The sequence below is a fragment of the Persicimonas caeni genome (assembly GCF_006517175.1).
GTDB classification, from domain to species: domain Bacteria; phylum Myxococcota_A; class Bradymonadia; order Bradymonadales; family Bradymonadaceae; genus Persicimonas; species Persicimonas caeni.
Genome location: NZ_CP041186.1, coordinates 2,536,586 through 2,554,483, shown reverse-complemented (window position 1 = coordinate 2,554,483; position 17,898 = coordinate 2,536,586). Strand labels below are relative to the sequence as shown.

Genomic DNA, 17,898 nt, shown 5'->3' with positions numbered 1-17,898 from the left:
GGCTGGGAGTCCTAAGAAACAATATCCTCCCGAGAAAGATCCAACTTCTTCAAAATATACTCCACGCTCTTTCGATGCACCCCGGCAATCCGCGCGGCCTTGCTGACGTTGCCGTCGGTCCCCTCCAGCAGTCGCATCCAGTAGCTCTTTTCGAACTCCTCGATCAGCCGGTTTTTGGCGTCCTTGAACGGCAGGCCCTCTTCGATGGCCAGGTCGGCCATGGAGGCGGCTGATTCTTGGGCGGCCTCGGGGTTCTCCGGGGTCGGCTCGGTCGTCTGCAAAAATCGTGTCTCGATCTCGTCGCCCTGGGTGAGCAAGACGGCGCGCTCGACGAAGTTCTTGAGCTCGCGCACGTTGCCCGGCCAGCGGTGGCGTTTGAGCTTCTCCATCGTCTTGTAGCTTACGTCGACGCCGTCGCGGCCGGCCATCTTGTTGGCCGACTTGAGGAAGTGTTCGACGAGCACCGGGATGTCCTCGGGGCGGTCGCGCAAGGGCGGCAGCTCGATCTTGATGACCGCGAAGCGGTAGTAGAGGTCCTCGCGGAAATTGCCCTCTTTGACCTCGTGGATGAGGTTGCGGTTGGTCGCGGCGACCACGCGGCAGTCGGTTTTGATCGTGTCGTTGCTGCCCACCGGCTTGATCTCGCGCTTTTCGAGCGCGCGCAAAAGCTTGGGCTGCAGGTCGAGGTCGAGCTCGCCGAGCTCGTCGAGGAAGAGGGTGCCGCCCTGGGCGGCCTCGAAGGCGCCTTTTCGGTTGCCGGTGGCGCCGGTGAACGCCCCTTTGATGTGGCCGAAGAGCTCCGACTCGATTAGATCGCGCGGGATGGCCGAGCAGTCGACCACGATAAACGGCTTGTCCTTGCGCGGGCTGTGGTTGTGAATCGCCTCGGCCACGAGTTCCTTACCCGTGCCCGACTCGCCCTCGACAAGCACGGTGGCGTCAGTGGGGGCGACGCGCTCCAAGAGCGAGAAGATCTCGCGCATCGCCAGGCTCTCGCCGAGCATGTCGCCGAACTTCGTCTTGTTCGAGAAGTGGACCTCGGCCTCTTCGCCGGTGATGTTGAACCGGATGCGCGTCTTGCCCATCCGAAAGGTCGTGCCGTCTTCGAGGTAGACCTCGCGCACGCCCAAGCCCCCGACGAAGGTGCCGTTCTTCGAGCCCAGATCGCGCAGCAGGTAGCCGCGCTCGTCGACCTCGATCATGGCGTGAAACCGGCTGACCGCCGCGTCGTCGAGCACGATGTCGTTGTCCGGCGAGCTGCCGATCTCGACCTGGCGCTCCTCGAAGGTGCCCGTTTCTCCCTCATTGTCACCTTCGATGACGGCGAGCCGGTACTTCTGCATTTCGAGCTTCTGCTCGCCGCTGTCGAGATAAACTGTGCGTGTGACGTCGGTCATGGGTTTGTTAGGGGGTTGGGGGTTTAGGGTTTTGGGGGTTTTGGGCTCGGCAGGTCGTTGGGGGCCGCGCCTAATTGCGTACGTCGTCGAGCCAGTTGGGGCCCAGCCACTCGCAATTGTTGGCGTCGGATGTGATGTCGACCGTGTACGTCTTCGATCGTCCTTGTGGGTCTTTGAGATGGACCTGGTGCTTGCCGGGCGCCAAAGAGAACCTCTTATTGTTCGACCGAACGGCTTTACCACCATCGATGGCAATGGTGAAGAGCTGGCCTTGCGGGTGGCGCACCTGCAGGCAGCCGAGCTTGGCGAGTTCGATCGTATAGCGACTACGGAGATTGTGAGTGACGCGTAACTGCTTGTCCACCGGGGCGTAGCCGGGAAGCTCGGCGTGAAGATCGACCTTCTGGCCGATGCGGAGGCGCTCGGCGCCGTCGGTCGGCTCGCCGTCGATGGTGATCGTGCCGCCGGTGGGCCGCGTCGAGAAACGCACGACCTTGTGGGTCACGCGCTGCTCGGTGTTGCGGCGCTCGGCGGCCTGTTCGGTGTTGTCGGCCGACGCTTTCGAGCCGACGTCGGGCCCGGCGTCGGCCTGGGCGATTTGGGGCTCGGTGCACTCGAGCTCGAAGGTGATCGGCTGGGCGGCGCCCTCGTAGTTGACCACTCGGGTGGCCGTCTGGCAGTTCGGGTGGCTCGCCTCGACGAGCACTTGCTTGTCGGGCTCGACGGTGATCTTGGCCTTGCCCTGCGCGCTCTTCTCGCCGTTGTCGATCTTGATGAGCGCGTCGGTCGGGCGCACCGTCACCCACGCCTGGCGCGGTTCGTCGTCGGGCTCGACGGGCTCGAGTTCGATGGTGCCGTTGTCGAGGAGTTGCTTTTTGCCCCGCTTGACCTTGTGCTTGATCGTCTGGGGCTCGTAGCCGTCGAGCAAGACGCTGATGGCGCGGTTGCCGGTCTCGAGCTCGAGGGTGTGCGGAGTCTTGGCTCCCGAGACTTTGACCCCGTCGACCTCGATGGACGCACCTGCCGGCTCGGTGCGCACCTCGACCTTGCCGTACTCGGTGGCGGCGTAGGCGTAGATGACCGCCGCTCCGGCAAGGATACCCACCCCGAGCGCCACGGCCAGCCATCGCTTGAATCCGGTAGGTTTATCCGCGTCGCGCTGGGCCTCGCCGGTGGCGGTGCCGGTGGGCTGCGCGGGCAGCGGCGTGTCGCCAGACAGCGACGGCTGTGAGCCGGCGTCGGTATTCGACCTGCCGGTGTTCGAGCTGCCGGTATTCGTGTTGGAGGTGTCGACATCCGGCGAGGAGTCGGTCTCGGGCGGATGCGTCGGGGTTCCGGCGGCGCCCACGGGCTGGCTCAACGTCGAGGTCTGGCCGCCCGTGAGGTTGGCCGGCCCGTCGGCCAGCTCGGTGGCCGTGGTGCTCAGCGGATCGATATTGGGCTTGGGCGTCTCTTTTTCGAGCTTCTCGAGCTCGGCGTTGAGCGCGTCGTCGAGGTTCATCGGCCGATCGGCTGACTGCGCGCTCGAGGCGTCGCGCGCCTTTCGGAGCTCCTCGCGCTCGAAGCCCTCCGGAAAGAGCTGGTGGACAAACTCGGAGAGCTGCTGGCTGGTGACCGCTCGCCCGCCGCTGTAGAGCCACTCGAGCAGGTCGACATGCAGCTCGTCGATCGACTGGTAGCGCTCGTTGCGCTCACGCTCGAGCGCCTTCTCGACGATGGCGTCGAGCTCGGGCGGGATCTCGGGGTTGAGCTCGCTGGGCGTCTGGAAGTTGCACTTGCGCACCAGGTCGAGGCTCTGCAGGTCGCTCTCGCCCTGGAAGGGTCGCTTGCCGGTGAGCATCTCGTAGAGCACCACGCCGGCCGAAAAGATGTCGCTGCGGGCGTCGACCGACTGGCCGCTGGCCTGCTCGGGGCTCATGTAGCAGATCTTGCCCTGGATGCGCCCGCTGACGGTCTTGGCCGCCCGGCTGGTGGCCCGCGCGATGCCAAAGTCGATGACTTTGACCTCGCCGTCGCGCGAAATCAGGATATTCGATGGGCTGACGTCGCGGTGGACGATATCGAGAGAATTGCCCGCGTCGTCGGTGCGCCGGTGGGCATAATCCAAGCCCTTGCACACCTCGGTGACGATGTGCACGGCCAGATGCACCGGGAGGATCTCTTCGCGCTTTTGCAGCCGCTTGAGCACGTCGCGCAGGTCACGCCCGGGCAGATACTCCATGGCGATGAAGTACTCGCCGTCCTCTTCGCCCATGTCGAAGACCGGCACGATATTGCCGTGGGTCAGGTTGACGACGATGCGCCCCTCGTCGAGGAACTTGGTGATGAACTCCTGCTCTTCGGCCAGGTGATCCAAGATCTTCTTGATGATCACCGTCTTCTCGAAGCCCGCCGCCCCGCGCGACTTGGCCAGGTAGATCACGCCCATGCCGCCTACGGCGATGCGCTTGATCAGCTCATAGCGCCCGAGTTGTCGTGTCTCCTCTGCCATCGTTTCCTGCCCAAAACCGCAAATGCTCCCGGAAGGATCACACCCGCGGGCGAGGAAGGTCAACCCTGAAAGGGTCTCCACCCTTCACGCAGTTCAAGATGCGTACACATTTGTAGTCGTACCAGGAGCAATCAGACATCACGCTTGCAGCGGCGCATCGGTCGCTTGGGGAGAGTGACACTGTGGCGAAACGCCACGGGGCGTCGCGGCGGCAGCGGTGTGTCTACATCGGGGAACTGACCGCGGGGCGTCTCGCCTTGGGCGGTCCTGCTCGGGGGATCACATGATCGACAGGAAGGTGCTTTCTGCATTTGGTTTATTCTTTGGGGTCGGAGTCTTCTTTGTGGCCAATGGCATGGACCTGAATTTGGCGACAATCTTCGGCCAAGAGCGTCACACGGGGTTGAGCGTGGCGGCGGGGGCCGCCGCCGGGGAGCGCGCCGGGGCGATGCGAGTCGAGCTGTACGCCTGCGGCAAGACCCAGCCCACCGAGCAGGTCGACGTGCCCTTCGAGGCGGCCAGCCTCGAGGAGTTTGCCGCGTTCGGCGACCTGTCGGTCGAGCTGGGCGCCGAGCACAGGTTCGCCGACATGAGTTGGGGGCTCGCCGAGGGGTGCTACTACGTGACCGCCCAGCCGGTCGACCGCGCAGGCGAGCCCCTCGAGAGCTGCTCGCAGGTGCGCACGCCGAGCACCTTCCTCGACCCGGGGCAATCCCAGCGTTTTGCGCTGGTGTCGAGTTGCGATACGCCTGGTGAAGGCGCCATCGAGGTCGCCGGCCAGCCCAATCATGCTCCGAGAGTCGCCGACGTGCGCATCGATCGCCACGGGGCCGACAACGTATGCGACACCGTCGAGATCTGCGCCACGGCGCGCGACCGCGACGGCGACGTCATGACGATGCACTGGTCGGTCACCGCCGAGGAGGGCAACGCGCTGCACCTTCCTGCTCCCAAGCGCACCGAAGGGCGCGGCCAGCTGACTGAATGCGTCGAGATCACCCCCGGCAAGGGCAAGTGGAACTTCGAGGTCACGGTGCGCGACCAGCTCGAAGATGGCCGCCGCTATATCACCTACGAGGATGCCTACCTGGGCAATTACGGCGTGATCGCCCACTCTCGCGACACCCGCAGCTTTCCCCTCGAGGCCCACTGCTCACAGACGAAGTGCCCCGACGATCCCCAACGGCGTATCACCGACATCACCTACTGGATCACGCGCAACGGACGGCTGCTCGAGCCCACCGACGACCTGAGCAGAGTGCGCGAGGGCGACATGGTCGACGTCGAGTTCGACGTCGCCCCGGGCTGCTCGGGCACGCAGGTCACCTTCGCGTCGTATACCGGCAGCACATCAGAAGGAAGCAGGACGCGCGCCGAGCAGGCGTCGGTCTTCAGCCGTAGCTATGACGAGGGCTCGCACCTTTTGTGGAACGTGCTCCCCGACTGCAAGTTCATCGCCGACCTGCACCTGGGCGCGCCGCTCGAGGCCGCCGAGCGTGCCGAAGAGCGTCCGTACGGCGACAGGCTCCTCGACTCGTTTGCCGGTGGTCGCACCGCCTGTGAGGAGGCCGACGACCAATGACCAGAAGTTGGACGTAGGCGAGGAGCGAGCTTAGCGGGAGGTGGCCATGCGGGCGCAAATGGGGACGACCGCAACAATTCTGCTCATGAGTGCATTCGTCATGGCAGGGGTGAGCTGTGCCGATGCGGAAGGTTCGGCTCAGCGCGTCGGCGAGACGGTCGGCGAGGCGCGGCTGCACTTGGCGGCGGCCGTGCCGGTCGACCGCGACGTCGCCCGCGTGCGGATCGACGTCTATCGTTGCGATTCGCCCGAGCCCGTCTCCAGCCGACGCGTCGGTTTTACCTCCGCTTCACTCGACAAGCTGAGCGGCTTCGAGCACAAACCGGTCGAGTTCGTGCGCGGCCACTTCTTCGGGCGCGAGCGCTGGGACCTCGACGCAGGTTGCTACTACGCTACCGCCCAGCCGCTCGGCGGAAACGGCGAGCCGCTCGACGGCTGCGCGGCCACCCAGACGACGCGCGTGCCTCTGGGCCCGAACACCGACCACCACTTCTTGCTGGTCGCCCGCTGCGGCCAAATGCCCTCGGACGTTCCCATGGTTGACGGGGCGCTCAATTTCGCGCCCACCGTCGCCGAACTCACCACCCACCGACGCACCGACCGCGTCGAGGTCTGCGCCACCGCGCGTGACCCCGAGGGCGACCATCTGCGCATTCGCTGGAGCGCTCGCACCGAGCTCGGCCGCGCGACCACGGCCAAGCCCACTTCGGTCCAGCAGATCGGAAAGACCCTGACCGAGTGTATCGCACTTCCCCGGTCGATCTTACCGGTGGACGTCCGCGCTACCGCGGTCGACGGCGTCGAGTACGCCTCGGGCGCTTTTGCGAGCTTCGAGGAACGCCGGCTTCGTCGGTTCGGGATCGCCGCGGCGTCGCGCGGCCAACGCACCGTGCGCCTCGAGCCGGCCTCCGGGCGAGGCTGCGAGTCGCCCGTCGAAGCGCGTACCTACTGGATTCGCCGCGACGGTCGCACGTTGGCGCCAACCGACGACCTTTCGATGGTGCGCCCTGGTGATGTCGTCGAAGCGGAGATTTCGGTGCACGGGGGATGCCGCGACGTCCACGTCGAATTGGCGAGCTTCGACGGCGCGGAGCGCCTCTTCGAGCGCGACGGTGGACGCCGCGGCCCCGGCACCCACATTTTGTGGGTCGACGTGCCCGAGGGCGACTTCGAAATCGCGTTGGGTATTCGAGTCGCAGGTGAGACCCGAATCCTCGATGCGGGCGGCTCGTCGACCCCGTGAACATGCACGTGCACGTGCACGTTCACGGATGAGCACGTGCACGTACGCAGTATCACGACTTTACGCCGACCCCTCCTCCCTGCATTATCCCTCCATGGAGCCTGACTACACCGTAAATCCGGGACCGGGCGAAGCCCCACTGAGCCTCGAATTCGGCCTGATCGTCTTGGGCATCGGTGCGCTCATCTTCGTTTATCTCGTCTTTAAGCTGTGGCGAGAGTATCGCCAGCGCAGCGCTCGCCGCGAAGCGGAGTCCGACGAAAAATCTGAGTGACCCGCGGAACTTTTGTCGCAGGGGCTTGTCTGTAACAGTACGGCGGTGGCCGATTGTCTTTGCTGGTGATGGATTTCGATGAGAAAGCGACGCGAGCGAAAACTCGTTCGAGCGCTCAAACGGCGCGACGAAGATGCGTTCAGTGAGCTCGTGAACGTCTATCAACACAAGGTGTTCAACGTCGTCTACCGCATCGTGGGCGATCGTCAGGAAGCCGAAGATGTCGCCCAGGAGGTGTTCGTGGCGGTCTTCAAGTACATCGACTCGTTTCGGGGAGAGTCGAAATTCTCGACTTGGCTGTACCGAATCGCGACCAACCGCGCCAAAAACCGGGTGAAGTATCTGGCCCGTCGCTCGCAGAAAAAACACCAGGACATCGACGACACCCCCGAGTCGAAGGTCAACTCCAACCCCTTCGGCGGCGGAGTCTTCCGCCCCGACGAAAAGGCGCTCGGCAACGAGCTGCATGGCATCATCAAGGAAGGCTTGGCGGCGCTTTCCGAGGAACATCGCACCGTCATCGTGCTGCGCGACGTCGAAGATATGACCTACACCGAGATCGCCGAGGTGCTCGAGATCGCCGAGGGGACGGTCAAGAGTCGGTTGTACCGCGCCCGGGTGACATTGAAAGAGTACGTCGAGTCCCGGTATAGTTCCGAGGGGCCGTCTGAGGAGGCATCGTAATGCACGTTCACCCGACATCGACGCCGGGAGGGGAGCCCGAGCTTGCCGAGATCGATGAGCGAGACGCTCTGTTCATCGCATTTCTCGAAGGAGATCTGCCCGACGAGCGTCGCCAAGAGTTCGAGGCCGAGCTCGAGCGTGACGCCGAGTTGCGCCGCGACTTCGAGGACTTCGCCGACATCATGGGCGGCGTGCAGAGCCTGCCGTTCGAGTTTGCCCCACCCGACTTCGTCGACAAGGTCCAGGGCCGCATCCGCAAGCGCTCCAAAGGGCGCTTCTTTGCAGAGAATTTTCTGTACAGCACCCGGATGCCCTACGAAGCTATCGCCGTGGTTATGATCGCGGTGATGGCCGCCGCCTGGATGCTCATGGGCGTGCCCAAAGACCGCAACATGAAGACGGCCGAGGCGAATATCCCGCCGAAGCTGGAGACGGACTGATTCGCCCCCCAACTACCCAATACCGACACACCGATGACCAAAAGCCTGTTTCGCGTCCTCACCCTCGCCCTCGTCTTGGGCCTGGCCACTCCGTTGGCCGCCCAAGAGTCCCCCACCGCCAAAGCCGAAACCGCCGAAGCGCAGGTCGGCCAGCCGCCGCAGGCACAACAGCAGGCCGATCCGGCCTTCGATCGCGAAGCGACCAAGCTCGCCGGCCAGATCAAGGCGATCTTGGCAGGCAGCGACGTTACCGCGGGCAAGGTGGGCATCCACGCCGTCGATGTGGCGACCGGGCAGGTCCTGCACTCGCAGGGCGCCGACGAGCCGATGAACCCGGCGAGTAATATGAAGCTGATCACGTCGGCCGCAGCGCTCGACAAATTCGGTCCGCAGTACACCTTCGGCACGAAGCTGATGGCCAAAGAGGTCGACGACGGCACCATCAAGGGTTCGTTGTACGTCAAAGGCAACGGCGAAGCCTTTTTGCTGCACGAGGACGTGCTCGACTGGGCCGGCCAGCTTCGCCAGAAGGGCATCGAGAAGATCGAGGGCGACATCGTCATCGACGACACCGCCTTCAATGCGGCGTACCTGCCGCCGGGCTTCGAGCAGAAGAACGAAGACGCCTCGTATCGCTCGCCCATCGGCGCGGTGTCGGTCAACTTCAACGCGGTGACCGCCATCGTCGAGCCCGCCGGCAAGGCGGGTGAGAAGCCCGAGGTGCGGATGTATCCGCCCAACGAGCACGTCGAGATCGTCAATCAGGCGACGACCTACGAGGGACGCCGCCGGCGCATCGGCGTCAAATCCGTGCCAACGGAGGAGGGCACCAAGCTCGTCATCACCGGCAAGATCGGCACACAGGCTAGCCCCTATCGCAGCCGCCGAAAGCGCATCGACAACCCGCCGGCCTTCGCCGGATCGGTGCTCGCCAACTCTCTCGAGATGGTCGGCATCGCGTTCGACGGCGAGGTCAAGACGGGCCAAGCGCCCGACGGGGCCGACGTGGTCGTGAGCCACAACTCCCAGCCGCTCTCCTACGTTGTGTTGGCGATGAATAAGTGGAGCAACAATTTCATGGCCGAGCAGGTCATGCGCACCCTGGGCGGCGACGACCAAACCGCGTCGACCTGGGACGCCGCCCGCCAAGAGGCGACTGCCTTTTTGAAGAAGGCCGGCATCGACACCAGCACGGTCACCATCCACAACGGCAGCGGGCTCTACGACGGTAACCTCGTCTCGCCCAAGCAATTCGTGCAGCTCTTGCGCTACATGAGCAGCCACAAGTGGGCCCCCGAGTATATGACCTCGCTGGCGGTCGCCGGCGTCGACGGCACCCTCGAGCGACGCATGACCGGCGAGCAAACCACCGCGAACGTGCGCGGCAAGACCGGCACCCTCAACGAGGTATCCGCGCTTTCGGGCTACCTGCGCACCGAGTCGGGACGCTTGGTGGCGTTCTCGGTGCTCTTCAACGACCCTCCCAAACGCGCGTGGCGCTATCGCCCCGTCCAAGACCGCATCGTCGAGGCGATCGCGGGGTTCGACGAATGACATAGGTGCGGGGGCATCTTGCCCTCGTGAATCATCGGTGCGAGGGCATCTTGCACTCGTAATTCAGGGCGTTCGCCTTGCAGGTTCGTCGCGCCATCCCCAAGCTTCGGTCGCGCTACGCGCTCCCTTCGCATGGGGCTATCAAAGAGGGATTTCGCGCTACGCGCTCCAGGTGGTGTAGGCCTCGATTCGAGCAAGGCCTGCGCCACCGGAATCTCCTTGGCAAACCGCGTCAATAACAACATTTGGTAGATCGTGCAGGGCCGACGAACTGCGAGCCCGAAGGGCGTTACCCACCCTTTTGATAGCCCCATGCGCAAGCGCGCTGTTTGCGCTGGAGCTTGGGGAGGGCGTTGCAACCCCGCAAGGCGTTCATCCTTGCCATATATAGACCAGTCGTTATAATCGCCGCATGAGCAAGAAACGCGACGACATCATCGACACCACCAGCGACCTTCTCGAGCGGCAGGGCTACTTCGCCACGGGCCTCAACCAGATCGTCGAGGAGTCGGGCGCGCCTAAAGGTTCGCTCTACTATTATTTCCCGGGCGGAAAGGACGAGATCTGCGAGGAGGCGATTCGCCGGTCGGGCGCCAGCCTCGAGAAGAGCATCGACCGGGCGATGTCGGAGGCCGACACGGCCGCCGAGGGCATCGCCGCGTTAGTCGAAGGCATCTCGCGGGCCATGGAAGCGTCGAATTTTGGCGCCGGCGGTCCGCTGACGACGGTGGCGACCGAAACCGCCGGCCAAAACGAGCGGCTGAACAACGCCTGCGAGGAGATCTACGAGTCGTGGCGCGCCACCTTCGAGCGGTATATCCGCAAAGATGGCATCGACAGCATCAGGGCCGAGCGCCTCTCGACGCTGGTCCTTGCCACGATGGAAGGCGCGATCATCTTGAGCCGCACCTACAAGAGCACCGAGCCACTCCAGCGCGCCGGCGCCGAGCTGCGCGAACTGCTCGAGTTCGCTCGCTGACCAATTACGCAACGCCTTCGCTCTCTTTCTTTTTCGCTTTTTACTCTTTCGCTTTTTACTCTTTCGCTTTTTACTCTTTCGCTTTTTCGCTTCTTCACTTTTTCGCTCCTTCACTCCTTCACTTTTTTACCATCGAAATTATATAGACTGGTCTAATTACGGCACACCGCCATCACCGAGAGGTACCCCATGCGTATCGCCATCTTTGGAAGCACCGGAAAGACCGGCAAACACGTCGTCGAGCAGGCGCTCGAGAGAGGATACGAAGTCACTGCCTTTGTGCGCGACCCGTCGAAGCTCACCGTCGACCCCGAGAGCGTGCGCGTGGTCCAAGGCGACGCGCAGGACGCCGAGGCCGTCGCGAAGGCGGTCGAAGGCGCCGACGCCGTCATCAGCGCGCTCGGGCAGACGCCGAGTTCACAAAAGGACCTGCTGACGGTCTCCGCCGACCACATCGTCGCCGCGATGAAAGAGCATGGCGTCGACCGCTATGTCACGCTCTTGGGCGCCGGCGTCAGCGACCCCAAAGATTACTCCTCACTGGGACGCAAGTTCATGCTCGGGCTGATGAAAATCTTCGCGCGCCATATCCTCGAAGACGCTCAGAACCACGCCGATAAGGTGCGCGCGAGCGGACTCGACTGGGTCATCGTGCGACCGCCGCGGCTGACCGACGGCGAGCGCACCGGCAAGGTCGAGGCGGGCTACATGAAGCTCGGGCCGTCGGCGACGATCTCGCGCGCCGACCTCGCCACGTTCATGCTCGACTCGGTCGAGGACGACACGTGGGTTGGTCAGGCGCCGATGGTGACGAATTAGCAACAAGAGGAGTCAACAATGACCATTCTCATCACAGGCACTACCGGCAACGTCGGCCAACCCACCGTCGAAGCGCTCGTCGAGTCCGGCGAGCCCGTGCGCGCCGCCGTACGCGACCTCGACGACGCCGAGCGTCTTCCCGACGGCGTCGAGCCGGTCGTCTTCGACTTCACCGACCCCTCGACCTGGGCGGCGGCGTACGATGGCGTCGACCGCATGTTTCTGATGCGCCCGCCGCCTATCTCCAACATCGAGCGCGACATGCTGCCCTCGCTCGAGGCCGCCCAGAAGGCCGGCGTCGAGCACGTGGTGCTCTTGTCACTGCTAGGCGCCGAGAAGAACCCGGTGGTGCCGCACCGAAAGCTCGAGGATTGGCTGGTGCCGTCACCCATGAGCTACACGTTTTTGCGCCCGTCGTTCTTCATGCAGAACCTGAGCACGACGCACCTCGAGGATATCCGCGACCGCGACGAGATCTTCGTACCTGCCGGCGACGGCAAGACGAGCTTTATCGACGCGCGCGACATCGGCGAGGTCGCCGCGATGGCCTTGGCCGATCCCGACGCTCACCGCGATATAGCGTATCCGCTGACGGGCTCCGAGGCGCTCAGCTACGGACAGGTGGCCGATATCTTTAGCGAGGTGCTCGGCCGCAAGATCTCCTACCCGAAGCCGGGGGCGATCCGGTTTGCCTGGCGCATGAAAAAGCGCGGCATGTCGCTGCCGTTCGTCGGCGTGATGACCGCGCTGTACACGGTATGCCGGCTGGGCAAGGCGGATACGGTGACCAACGATCTCGAACGGCTGCTGGGTCGGCCGCCCATTTCGATGCGGCAATTCGTGGGGGATCATCGGGAGGCTTTTTCGAGGGGGTAGGCCTTGCGGGGTTGCGACGCCATCTAAATAGGCAATTAAGGACATAGGGGCTGCGTGATGGAAGGAAATCACAACTCGCAACCCCTATGTCCTTAATTGCTTATGTAGAAGGCCTTTGGATATCGAGGCGCCTCATTCACCTGCACAAGAGGAATACCACAACTCGCAACCCCTATGTCCTTAATTGCTTATGTAGAAGGCCTTTGGATATCGAGGCGCCCCATTCACCTGCACCACCACGTGTTTAATATCCTAGTTGAATGGTAGGATTTATCTGGTAGCATTGGGGGGAGTTCGCTGCCGAGTGAATACTTCGGCAGCGGCAGCCGTTTAGCACCACTGGAAACGGCTTCGGCTTTTTGAAAGTGGTCGCGCTGTATGTGCGCGAGAGGTTGGACCTATGTGTCGGCTATTTGGATTTCGCTCAGTGATCGCGAGTCAGGTGCACCGCAGTCTGGTGGATTGCGAGAACGCGCTGGTGCACCAGAGTGAGAGGCACCCGGACGGGTGGGGCGTGGCGTATTACGTGCGCAACGTGCCGCACGTCATCAAGAGCGCGCGCACGGCGGTCGCAGACAGCCTGTTCCAGCGTGTCTCGGGCATCGTGAGCTCACAAACCGTCGTCGCCCACCTTCGCAAGGCGACCACCGGCCACATCTCGATGGTCAACTGCCATCCGTTCCAGTATGGCAACTGGATTTTTGCCCACAACGGCCAGATCCCGGACTTCGGCGACCACCGCGAGGCGCTGCTCGACCAAATCATGCCCGAGCTTCGCCGGTTCGTACTCGGCGACACCGACAGCGAGGTGCTCTTCTACCTGCTGCTGTCGCATATGTCCGAGCGCTTCGAGCTGTGCGAGCGCGGCCCGTCGGTCGACCACGTCACCGAGGCGATCGACGAGACGATCGACACCATCCACAAGCTTACCGGCGATAACTGCTACGGCTCGACGGGCAAAGACGACCTGTACCTGTCGTTCCTGCTGACCAACGGCCAGGTCATGGCCGCCCACCAGGGCGGCAAGCAACTCTACTACAGCACCCACAAGACGAGCTGCCCCGAGCGCGACGTCTGCCCAAGCTTCTCCAAAATCTGCGAGATGGCGGTCAACTCGGGAAAGGTCAACCACATGATCTTCTCGAGCGAGCCCCTCAGCGGCGACAACGTCTGGCAAGAGATGGTCCCCGGCCAAATCGTGGCCGTCGACCGCGGCATGCAGCTGCACATGCACCGCGAGCCGCAACTCGCAGTGGTCGCCGGCGCCTCGTAAAGGGCGATTTCACCACGGGGCCACGGAGAGCACAGGGCGAAATTCTTATCCTCCGTGCTCCCCGTGCACCCTGTGGTGATTACTCCTCGCGCAACTCATCGAGAGCTTCCTCGACCTCGACACGCGGCAGATCGGCCTCGTCGAGCACTTCATCGGGCAATTTGAGCAGATTTTCGAAGAACCGGATGCCCCGGCGTACGTGGTCGGCGGGGTCGTCGGCCAGGTCGATGGCGTGGAAGAGCGCGTCTTCGGCGGCGGGGTAGTGTTGCAGGCGTGCCTCTTCTTCGAAGATGTCGCGCCAGGTCTCGGCCATGTCGTCGGCGCTGAGCACGGTGGTGATGCGCTGGGACCGAAGAAGCTCGCGCATCAGATCGGTCGAGGTCTGGTCGCTGTGGGACAGATCCTCACCGATGGCGTTGCGCAGACACTTGATGCCCAGAGCGTACGAGCGCTCCGAGGCGCTCGATTGGCCTTGGGAGGCGGACAGGCGGGCGTGCTCGAGGAACATCCGACCCACTTCGGCCGACAGACGCGGGTCGAACTCCTCGATATTGTCCTCGGGATTCATGAACAGCAGCTCGCGCCGGGTGCGAAAGGTCTTCGCCAGCGCCCCCTCGATCTCGAAGAGGGCTTTTTGCTCGTCGTCGACCTTGTCGCCCGCAAAGATGCGGCCGAAGGCCTCGGCGAGCTGCTCGATCATGCGCAGGATGAAGTCTTGTCGGATGGCCATATTCGTGTGGGCGTGGGGGAGAAAGACAGGGCTGGCGTAGGTCTACAGGGATCGGGGCTCCCTCTATTTGGGCAGTTAAGGATTTAGGGGCTGCGAATCGTCCATACGTCGCAAATCGCAGCCCCAAAATCCTTAATTTCCTTAATAGCAGGCGCCCCAACTTCTGCAAGGCCACCTCTCTAGGAGTTGCGTATCGTCCGGTGTAACAGTCTCGCAACCCTCTAATAGCCTTAGCCTTTAATAGCAGGCGCCCCAACTTCTGCAAGGCCGCCCTCCCTCGAAGCAGGCGCCCCAATTAGTCGTCCTTAAAACACGCCTCGGCCTCTTGGCCGCAGTTGCGCAGCACGCAGTCGGGCTCACTGCACGAGAAGCTGTTGACGCAGGCGATGAACCGGCGCACCAAGAATTCGGCCTCTTCGTTCATCGCGTCGTGGCAGGCGCCCACGCACGAGTCGACGTCGGGCGGGCAGGTTTGGATGCACTCGAAAAAGCCGTTGCAAGTCGTGATACTGTTGGGGGGCAGGGTGTAGGCGTCGGCGTCGTCGGTGTCGGTGTTGGCGTCGCCGGCGTCGGCGACGGTGGCGACCACCTCGCTCTGGGGTAGGCTGGCGTCGAGGACCGCGTTGGGCGTGTCCTGCGCATCGCCGGCCCCGGCGTCCCCAGACTGCGGTTCGACGGTGTCCTCGCCGCAGGCGGCCCCGAGCGTGACGACGAGCGCCAGCACCATGAACCGAGCGAATCGAGCGCGTGGTGCGCTTCCCCTGTGCATTGTTGGCCTCCCCAGGCCGGAATGAAATACCCCTTGCGTTACTTCAAAGGTGGGCGCACCGCGGCCGTTCGTCTACCTGTTGCGTCTCGGGATCGTGTGGAAGTCGACTTTGATCGTGTCGGGATCGACGCAAAGGCCTGCTGTGGTTGAGCTTGCACAGATCCAGTGATACACCACTGACGCTTGGATTTGTCGGTTGGAACTAAGGAGTAAAAGACGTGGCAGCCAAGATCGAAAAAATTCCGCTGCATGAAACAGCGCAAGCGCGCTACCTGAACTACGCGATGAGCGTCATCACCAGCCGCGCGTTGCCCGACGTGCGCGACGGGCTCAAGCCGGTGCAGAGGCGCATCCTGTACGCGATGTTCAGCAACCTGCGGCTGACCCACGATGCCAAGCACATGAAGAGTGCGCGTATCGTCGGTGAGGTCATGGGTAAATATCACCCCCACGGCGACCAATCGATCTACGACGCGATGGTGCGCATGGCGCAGGATTTCTCGGTGCGCTATCCGCTGGTCGACGGCCACGGCAACTTCGGCTCGCTCGACGGCGACAGCGCCGCGGCGATGCGCTACACCGAGGCGCGGCTGACCAACCTGTCGTCGGAGTTGCTCGACGAGATCAAAAAGAGCACCGTCGACTTCCGGCCCAACTACGACGGCACCGAGGCCGAGCCAGGCGTGCTCCCCTCGCAGGTGCCCAACCTGCTGATCAACGGGGCGACGGGCATCGCGGTCGGTATGGCGACCAATATCCCGCCGCACAACCTGGGCGAATGTCTCGACGCGCTCATCGCGCTGATCGACGACCCCTCGCTCGAGGTCGACGACCTCGTCGACAAGTACATCAAGGGGCCCGATTTTCCGACCGGTGGGGTGATGCTCAACACGGTCGAAGAGCTCCAGGAGATCTACCGAGAGGGCTCGGGCACCATCAACATGCGCGCCTCCTGGGAGGTCGAGTCGCGCGACTACAAAAAGTTCATCATCATCAAGTCGCTGCCCTACACGGTCAACAAGGCGACGCTGGTCGAAAAGATCGCCGACCACATCATCCAGGGCAACTTGCCGCAGGTCCAAGACGTGCGCGACGAGTCGACCGCCGATGTGCGCGTGGTGCTCGAGCTCAAGCGCGGCACCGACCCCGAAACGGCGATGGCGTACCTGTTCAAGCACACCCCGCTCGAGCATCGCTTCCACGTCAACGTCACCTGCCTGGTGCCCCAGGAGCAGACCGACCCGCTGACGGCCAACGCCGAGCTGCGCGAGATGGTCGAGAAGCTGACCGTCGAGCCGTGGACCAAGCGCAAAGAGGGCAAGGTCCGCGTCATCGACCTGCTCGATTTCCTGCGTGAATTCGAAGTCGGCGAGGAGAACCCGTCGGTGCCCACCCCGGCGACGCTCGATCTCAAGCAGATGCTGGCCCAGTTCCGTGACTTCCGCATGGAAGTTCTGGTGCGCCGGCTTTTGTTCGAGCTCGAAAAGATCTTGGGGCGCATCCACATCCTGGAGGCCTTCGAGCTCATCTTCAACGACCTCGACAAGGCCATCGAGCTCATTCGCGCCTCGGAGAGCAAGAAGAACGCCGCCGACAAGCTCATGAACTATTTTGGCATCGACGCCGACCAGGCCGACGCCATCTTGGAGACCAAGCTGTACCGGCTGGCCAAGCTCGAGATCGAGAATATCCGCGAAGAGCTGGCCGCGCGCCGCGAAGAGGCCGAAAAGATCCAGGTGCTCCTCCTCAGCGAAGAGAAGCGCTGGGAGTTCATCCGCAACGAATTCGTCGCTCTGCGCGATGTCTACAGCGACCCGCGTCGCACCAAGGTCGACGTCAACGTCGCTCAGCTCGAGTACTCCGAGGCCGACTATATCCTCGATGAGGACGTGTGGGTGATGGTCACCAAAGACGGCTGGTTCAAGCGCCAGAAGTCGTACAGCGACCTGTCCACGATCCGTGTGCGCGACAACGACGAGATCGGCTGGGTCATGCCCGGCCGCACGCCCGAATGCGTGCTCTTCTTCTCGAATATGGGCCGCGTCTACACGATGCGCATCGACGACGTACCGTCGACGACGGGCTACGGCGACCCGGTTCAGGCTTATTTCGACTTCGACGACGGCGAGAAAATCGTCGGCGTGATCACCATCGACAAGCGCGTCCTGCAGAGCGTGGCGCCCGACCAGCCCAGCCTGGTCGAGGACAGCGAGGTCGAAGACGGCGAGCCGCAGATGATCGCCATCACCCGCCAGGGTCAGGGCGTACGCTTCACCCTCGAGGGCTTCGACGAGCCGTCGACGGTCAAGGGTCGCATGTTCATGCGCCTGAGCAAAAAGGACGAGGTCGTCAACGTCGAGCAGTGCACCTGTCACGAGGAAGAGCTTGTGACCATCGCCTCGCGCGAGGGGCGCGGCCTCACCTTCCACTCCCGGGAGGTCAGCCAGTACAAGGGCGCGGCCAAAGGCGTCAAAACGATCGGGCTGGAGGGCGACGACGAAGTCCTCGATTGGACCCTGTCGACCGGCTATTACGAGGGCCTGGAGGTCGAGACCAACCGCGGCCGCAACATCATCATCAGCCGCTCGAAGTCCAAATTCGAGCCCACCTCCCGCGGCAACAAAGGCCGCTGGGTCATCAAGCGCGGCCACCTCATCCGCTCGTACCGCCCGCCGGTCGAGATTCAGAAGGGTGAGGAGGATGATGGGTCCGAAGAGGAGTAGGCCTATTGCGGAGCCGGGACTTGCCCCGGCTCCGCATCCACAATTGAAATCATTGGCCTATTCG

Annotated in this window: 15 protein-coding genes; 11 read left to right on the top strand and 4 right to left on the bottom strand. The window is 63.3% G+C overall.

Going from position 1 to position 17,898, the window contains the following annotated elements:
- Positions 1–11 precede the first annotated feature (11 nt).
- The gene (locus tag FIV42_RS09445; protein ID WP_168210524.1) at positions 12–1,397 is read right to left on the bottom strand and encodes a sigma 54-interacting transcriptional regulator; all 1,386 of its coding nucleotides are present in this window, start codon (positions 1,395–1,397) and stop codon (positions 12–14) included.
- A 70-nt stretch (positions 1,398–1,467) separates the two neighbouring features.
- Positions 1,468–3,888 (bottom strand): serine/threonine protein kinase, encoded by a 2,421-nt coding sequence (locus FIV42_RS09440; protein ID WP_141197438.1) that lies wholly within the window; start codon positions 3,886–3,888, stop codon positions 1,468–1,470.
- A 343-nt stretch (positions 3,889–4,231) separates the two neighbouring features.
- Between FIV42_RS09440 and FIV42_RS09435 the strand changes: the two genes are divergently transcribed.
- The 10 genes from FIV42_RS09435 to FIV42_RS09390 all read left to right on the top strand — a co-directional run bounded on the left by FIV42_RS09435 (position 4,232) and on the right by FIV42_RS09390 (position 13,612).
- The gene (locus FIV42_RS09435) at positions 4,232–5,470 is read left to right on the top strand and encodes a hypothetical protein (protein ID WP_141197437.1); all 1,239 of its coding nucleotides are present in this window, start codon (positions 4,232–4,234) and stop codon (positions 5,468–5,470) included.
- Between the two features lie 85 nt (positions 5,471–5,555).
- Entirely contained in the window at positions 5,556–6,713 is a 1,158-nt protein-coding gene (locus FIV42_RS09430; RefSeq protein ID WP_141197436.1) for a hypothetical protein, read from the top strand.
- 94 nt (positions 6,714–6,807) lie between these two features.
- The gene (locus FIV42_RS09425) at positions 6,808–6,987 is read left to right on the top strand and encodes a hypothetical protein (protein WP_141197435.1); all 180 of its coding nucleotides are present in this window, start codon (positions 6,808–6,810) and stop codon (positions 6,985–6,987) included.
- Positions 6,988–7,065: 78 nt separating this feature from the next.
- On the top strand, positions 7,066–7,671 hold the full coding sequence (locus FIV42_RS09420; protein ID WP_141197434.1) for an RNA polymerase sigma factor: 606 nt from the start codon (positions 7,066–7,068) through the stop codon (positions 7,669–7,671).
- On the top strand, positions 7,671–8,111 hold the full coding sequence (locus tag FIV42_RS09415) for an anti-sigma factor family protein (RefSeq protein WP_141197433.1): 441 nt from the start codon (positions 7,671–7,673) through the stop codon (positions 8,109–8,111). The genes FIV42_RS09420 and FIV42_RS09415 overlap by 1 nt, the downstream gene beginning before the upstream one ends.
- 33 nt (positions 8,112–8,144) lie before the next feature.
- Positions 8,145–9,665 (top strand): D-alanyl-D-alanine carboxypeptidase/D-alanyl-D-alanine endopeptidase, encoded by a 1,521-nt coding sequence (gene dacB, locus FIV42_RS09410; RefSeq protein WP_141197432.1) that lies wholly within the window; start codon positions 8,145–8,147, stop codon positions 9,663–9,665.
- 412 nt (positions 9,666–10,077) lie between these two features.
- Complete coding sequence (locus tag FIV42_RS09405) at positions 10,078–10,644, top strand: TetR/AcrR family transcriptional regulator (protein ID WP_141197431.1); 567 nt, start codon at positions 10,078–10,080, stop codon at positions 10,642–10,644.
- A 189-nt stretch (positions 10,645–10,833) separates the two neighbouring features.
- Positions 10,834–11,463 (top strand): NAD(P)-dependent oxidoreductase, encoded by a 630-nt coding sequence (locus FIV42_RS09400; RefSeq protein WP_141197430.1) that lies wholly within the window; start codon positions 10,834–10,836, stop codon positions 11,461–11,463.
- A gap of 18 nt (positions 11,464–11,481) precedes the next feature.
- Complete coding sequence (locus tag FIV42_RS09395) at positions 11,482–12,339, top strand: SDR family oxidoreductase (RefSeq protein ID WP_141197429.1); 858 nt, start codon at positions 11,482–11,484, stop codon at positions 12,337–12,339.
- 400 nt (positions 12,340–12,739) lie between these two features.
- Positions 12,740–13,612: a class II glutamine amidotransferase gene (locus tag FIV42_RS09390; protein WP_141197428.1), complete on the top strand. Its 873-nt coding sequence runs from the start codon at positions 12,740–12,742 to the stop codon at positions 13,610–13,612.
- Positions 13,613–13,691: 79 nt separating this feature from the next.
- On the opposite strand, the gene FIV42_RS09385 is transcribed toward FIV42_RS09390, so the two are convergent.
- Positions 13,692–14,342 (bottom strand): DUF6483 family protein, encoded by a 651-nt coding sequence (locus FIV42_RS09385; protein WP_141197427.1) that lies wholly within the window; start codon positions 14,340–14,342, stop codon positions 13,692–13,694.
- A 295-nt stretch (positions 14,343–14,637) separates the two neighbouring features.
- Positions 14,638–15,111 carry a hypothetical protein gene (locus FIV42_RS30085; protein WP_168210523.1) on the bottom strand — a complete coding sequence of 158 codons (474 nt, stop codon included), beginning with the start codon at positions 15,109–15,111 and terminating at the stop codon, positions 14,638–14,640.
- A 218-nt stretch (positions 15,112–15,329) separates the two neighbouring features.
- On the opposite strand from FIV42_RS30085, the gene FIV42_RS09375 reads away from it, so the two are divergent.
- The gene (locus FIV42_RS09375; protein WP_222615423.1) at positions 15,330–17,834 is read left to right on the top strand and encodes a DNA gyrase/topoisomerase IV subunit A; all 2,505 of its coding nucleotides are present in this window, start codon (positions 15,330–15,332) and stop codon (positions 17,832–17,834) included.
- The last annotated feature ends 64 nt before the right edge of the window (positions 17,835–17,898 follow it).

Coding starts and splice junctions, on each gene's coding strand:
- FIV42_RS09445 (WP_168210524.1), bottom strand. CDS start 1,397: ATGACCGACGTCACACGCACAGTTTATCTCGACAGCGGCGAGCAGAAG.
- FIV42_RS09440 (WP_141197438.1), bottom strand. CDS start 3,888: ATGGCAGAGGAGACACGACAACTCGGGCGCTATGAGCTGATCAAGCGC.
- FIV42_RS09430 (WP_141197436.1), top strand. CDS start 5,556: ATGAGTGCATTCGTCATGGCAGGGGTGAGCTGTGCCGATGCGGAAGGT.
- FIV42_RS09425 (WP_141197435.1), top strand. CDS start 6,808: ATGGAGCCTGACTACACCGTAAATCCGGGACCGGGCGAAGCCCCACTG.
- FIV42_RS09420 (WP_141197434.1), top strand. CDS start 7,066: ATGAGAAAGCGACGCGAGCGAAAACTCGTTCGAGCGCTCAAACGGCGC.
- FIV42_RS09415 (WP_141197433.1), top strand. CDS start 7,671: ATGCACGTTCACCCGACATCGACGCCGGGAGGGGAGCCCGAGCTTGCC.
- dacB (WP_141197432.1), top strand. CDS start 8,145: ATGACCAAAAGCCTGTTTCGCGTCCTCACCCTCGCCCTCGTCTTGGGC.
- FIV42_RS09405 (WP_141197431.1), top strand. CDS start 10,078: ATGAGCAAGAAACGCGACGACATCATCGACACCACCAGCGACCTTCTC.
- FIV42_RS09400 (WP_141197430.1), top strand. CDS start 10,834: ATGCGTATCGCCATCTTTGGAAGCACCGGAAAGACCGGCAAACACGTC.
- FIV42_RS09395 (WP_141197429.1), top strand. CDS start 11,482: ATGACCATTCTCATCACAGGCACTACCGGCAACGTCGGCCAACCCACC.
- FIV42_RS09390 (WP_141197428.1), top strand. CDS start 12,740: ATGTGTCGGCTATTTGGATTTCGCTCAGTGATCGCGAGTCAGGTGCAC.
- FIV42_RS09385 (WP_141197427.1), bottom strand. CDS start 14,342: ATGGCCATCCGACAAGACTTCATCCTGCGCATGATCGAGCAGCTCGCC.
- FIV42_RS30085 (WP_168210523.1), bottom strand. CDS start 15,111: ATGCACAGGGGAAGCGCACCACGCGCTCGATTCGCTCGGTTCATGGTG.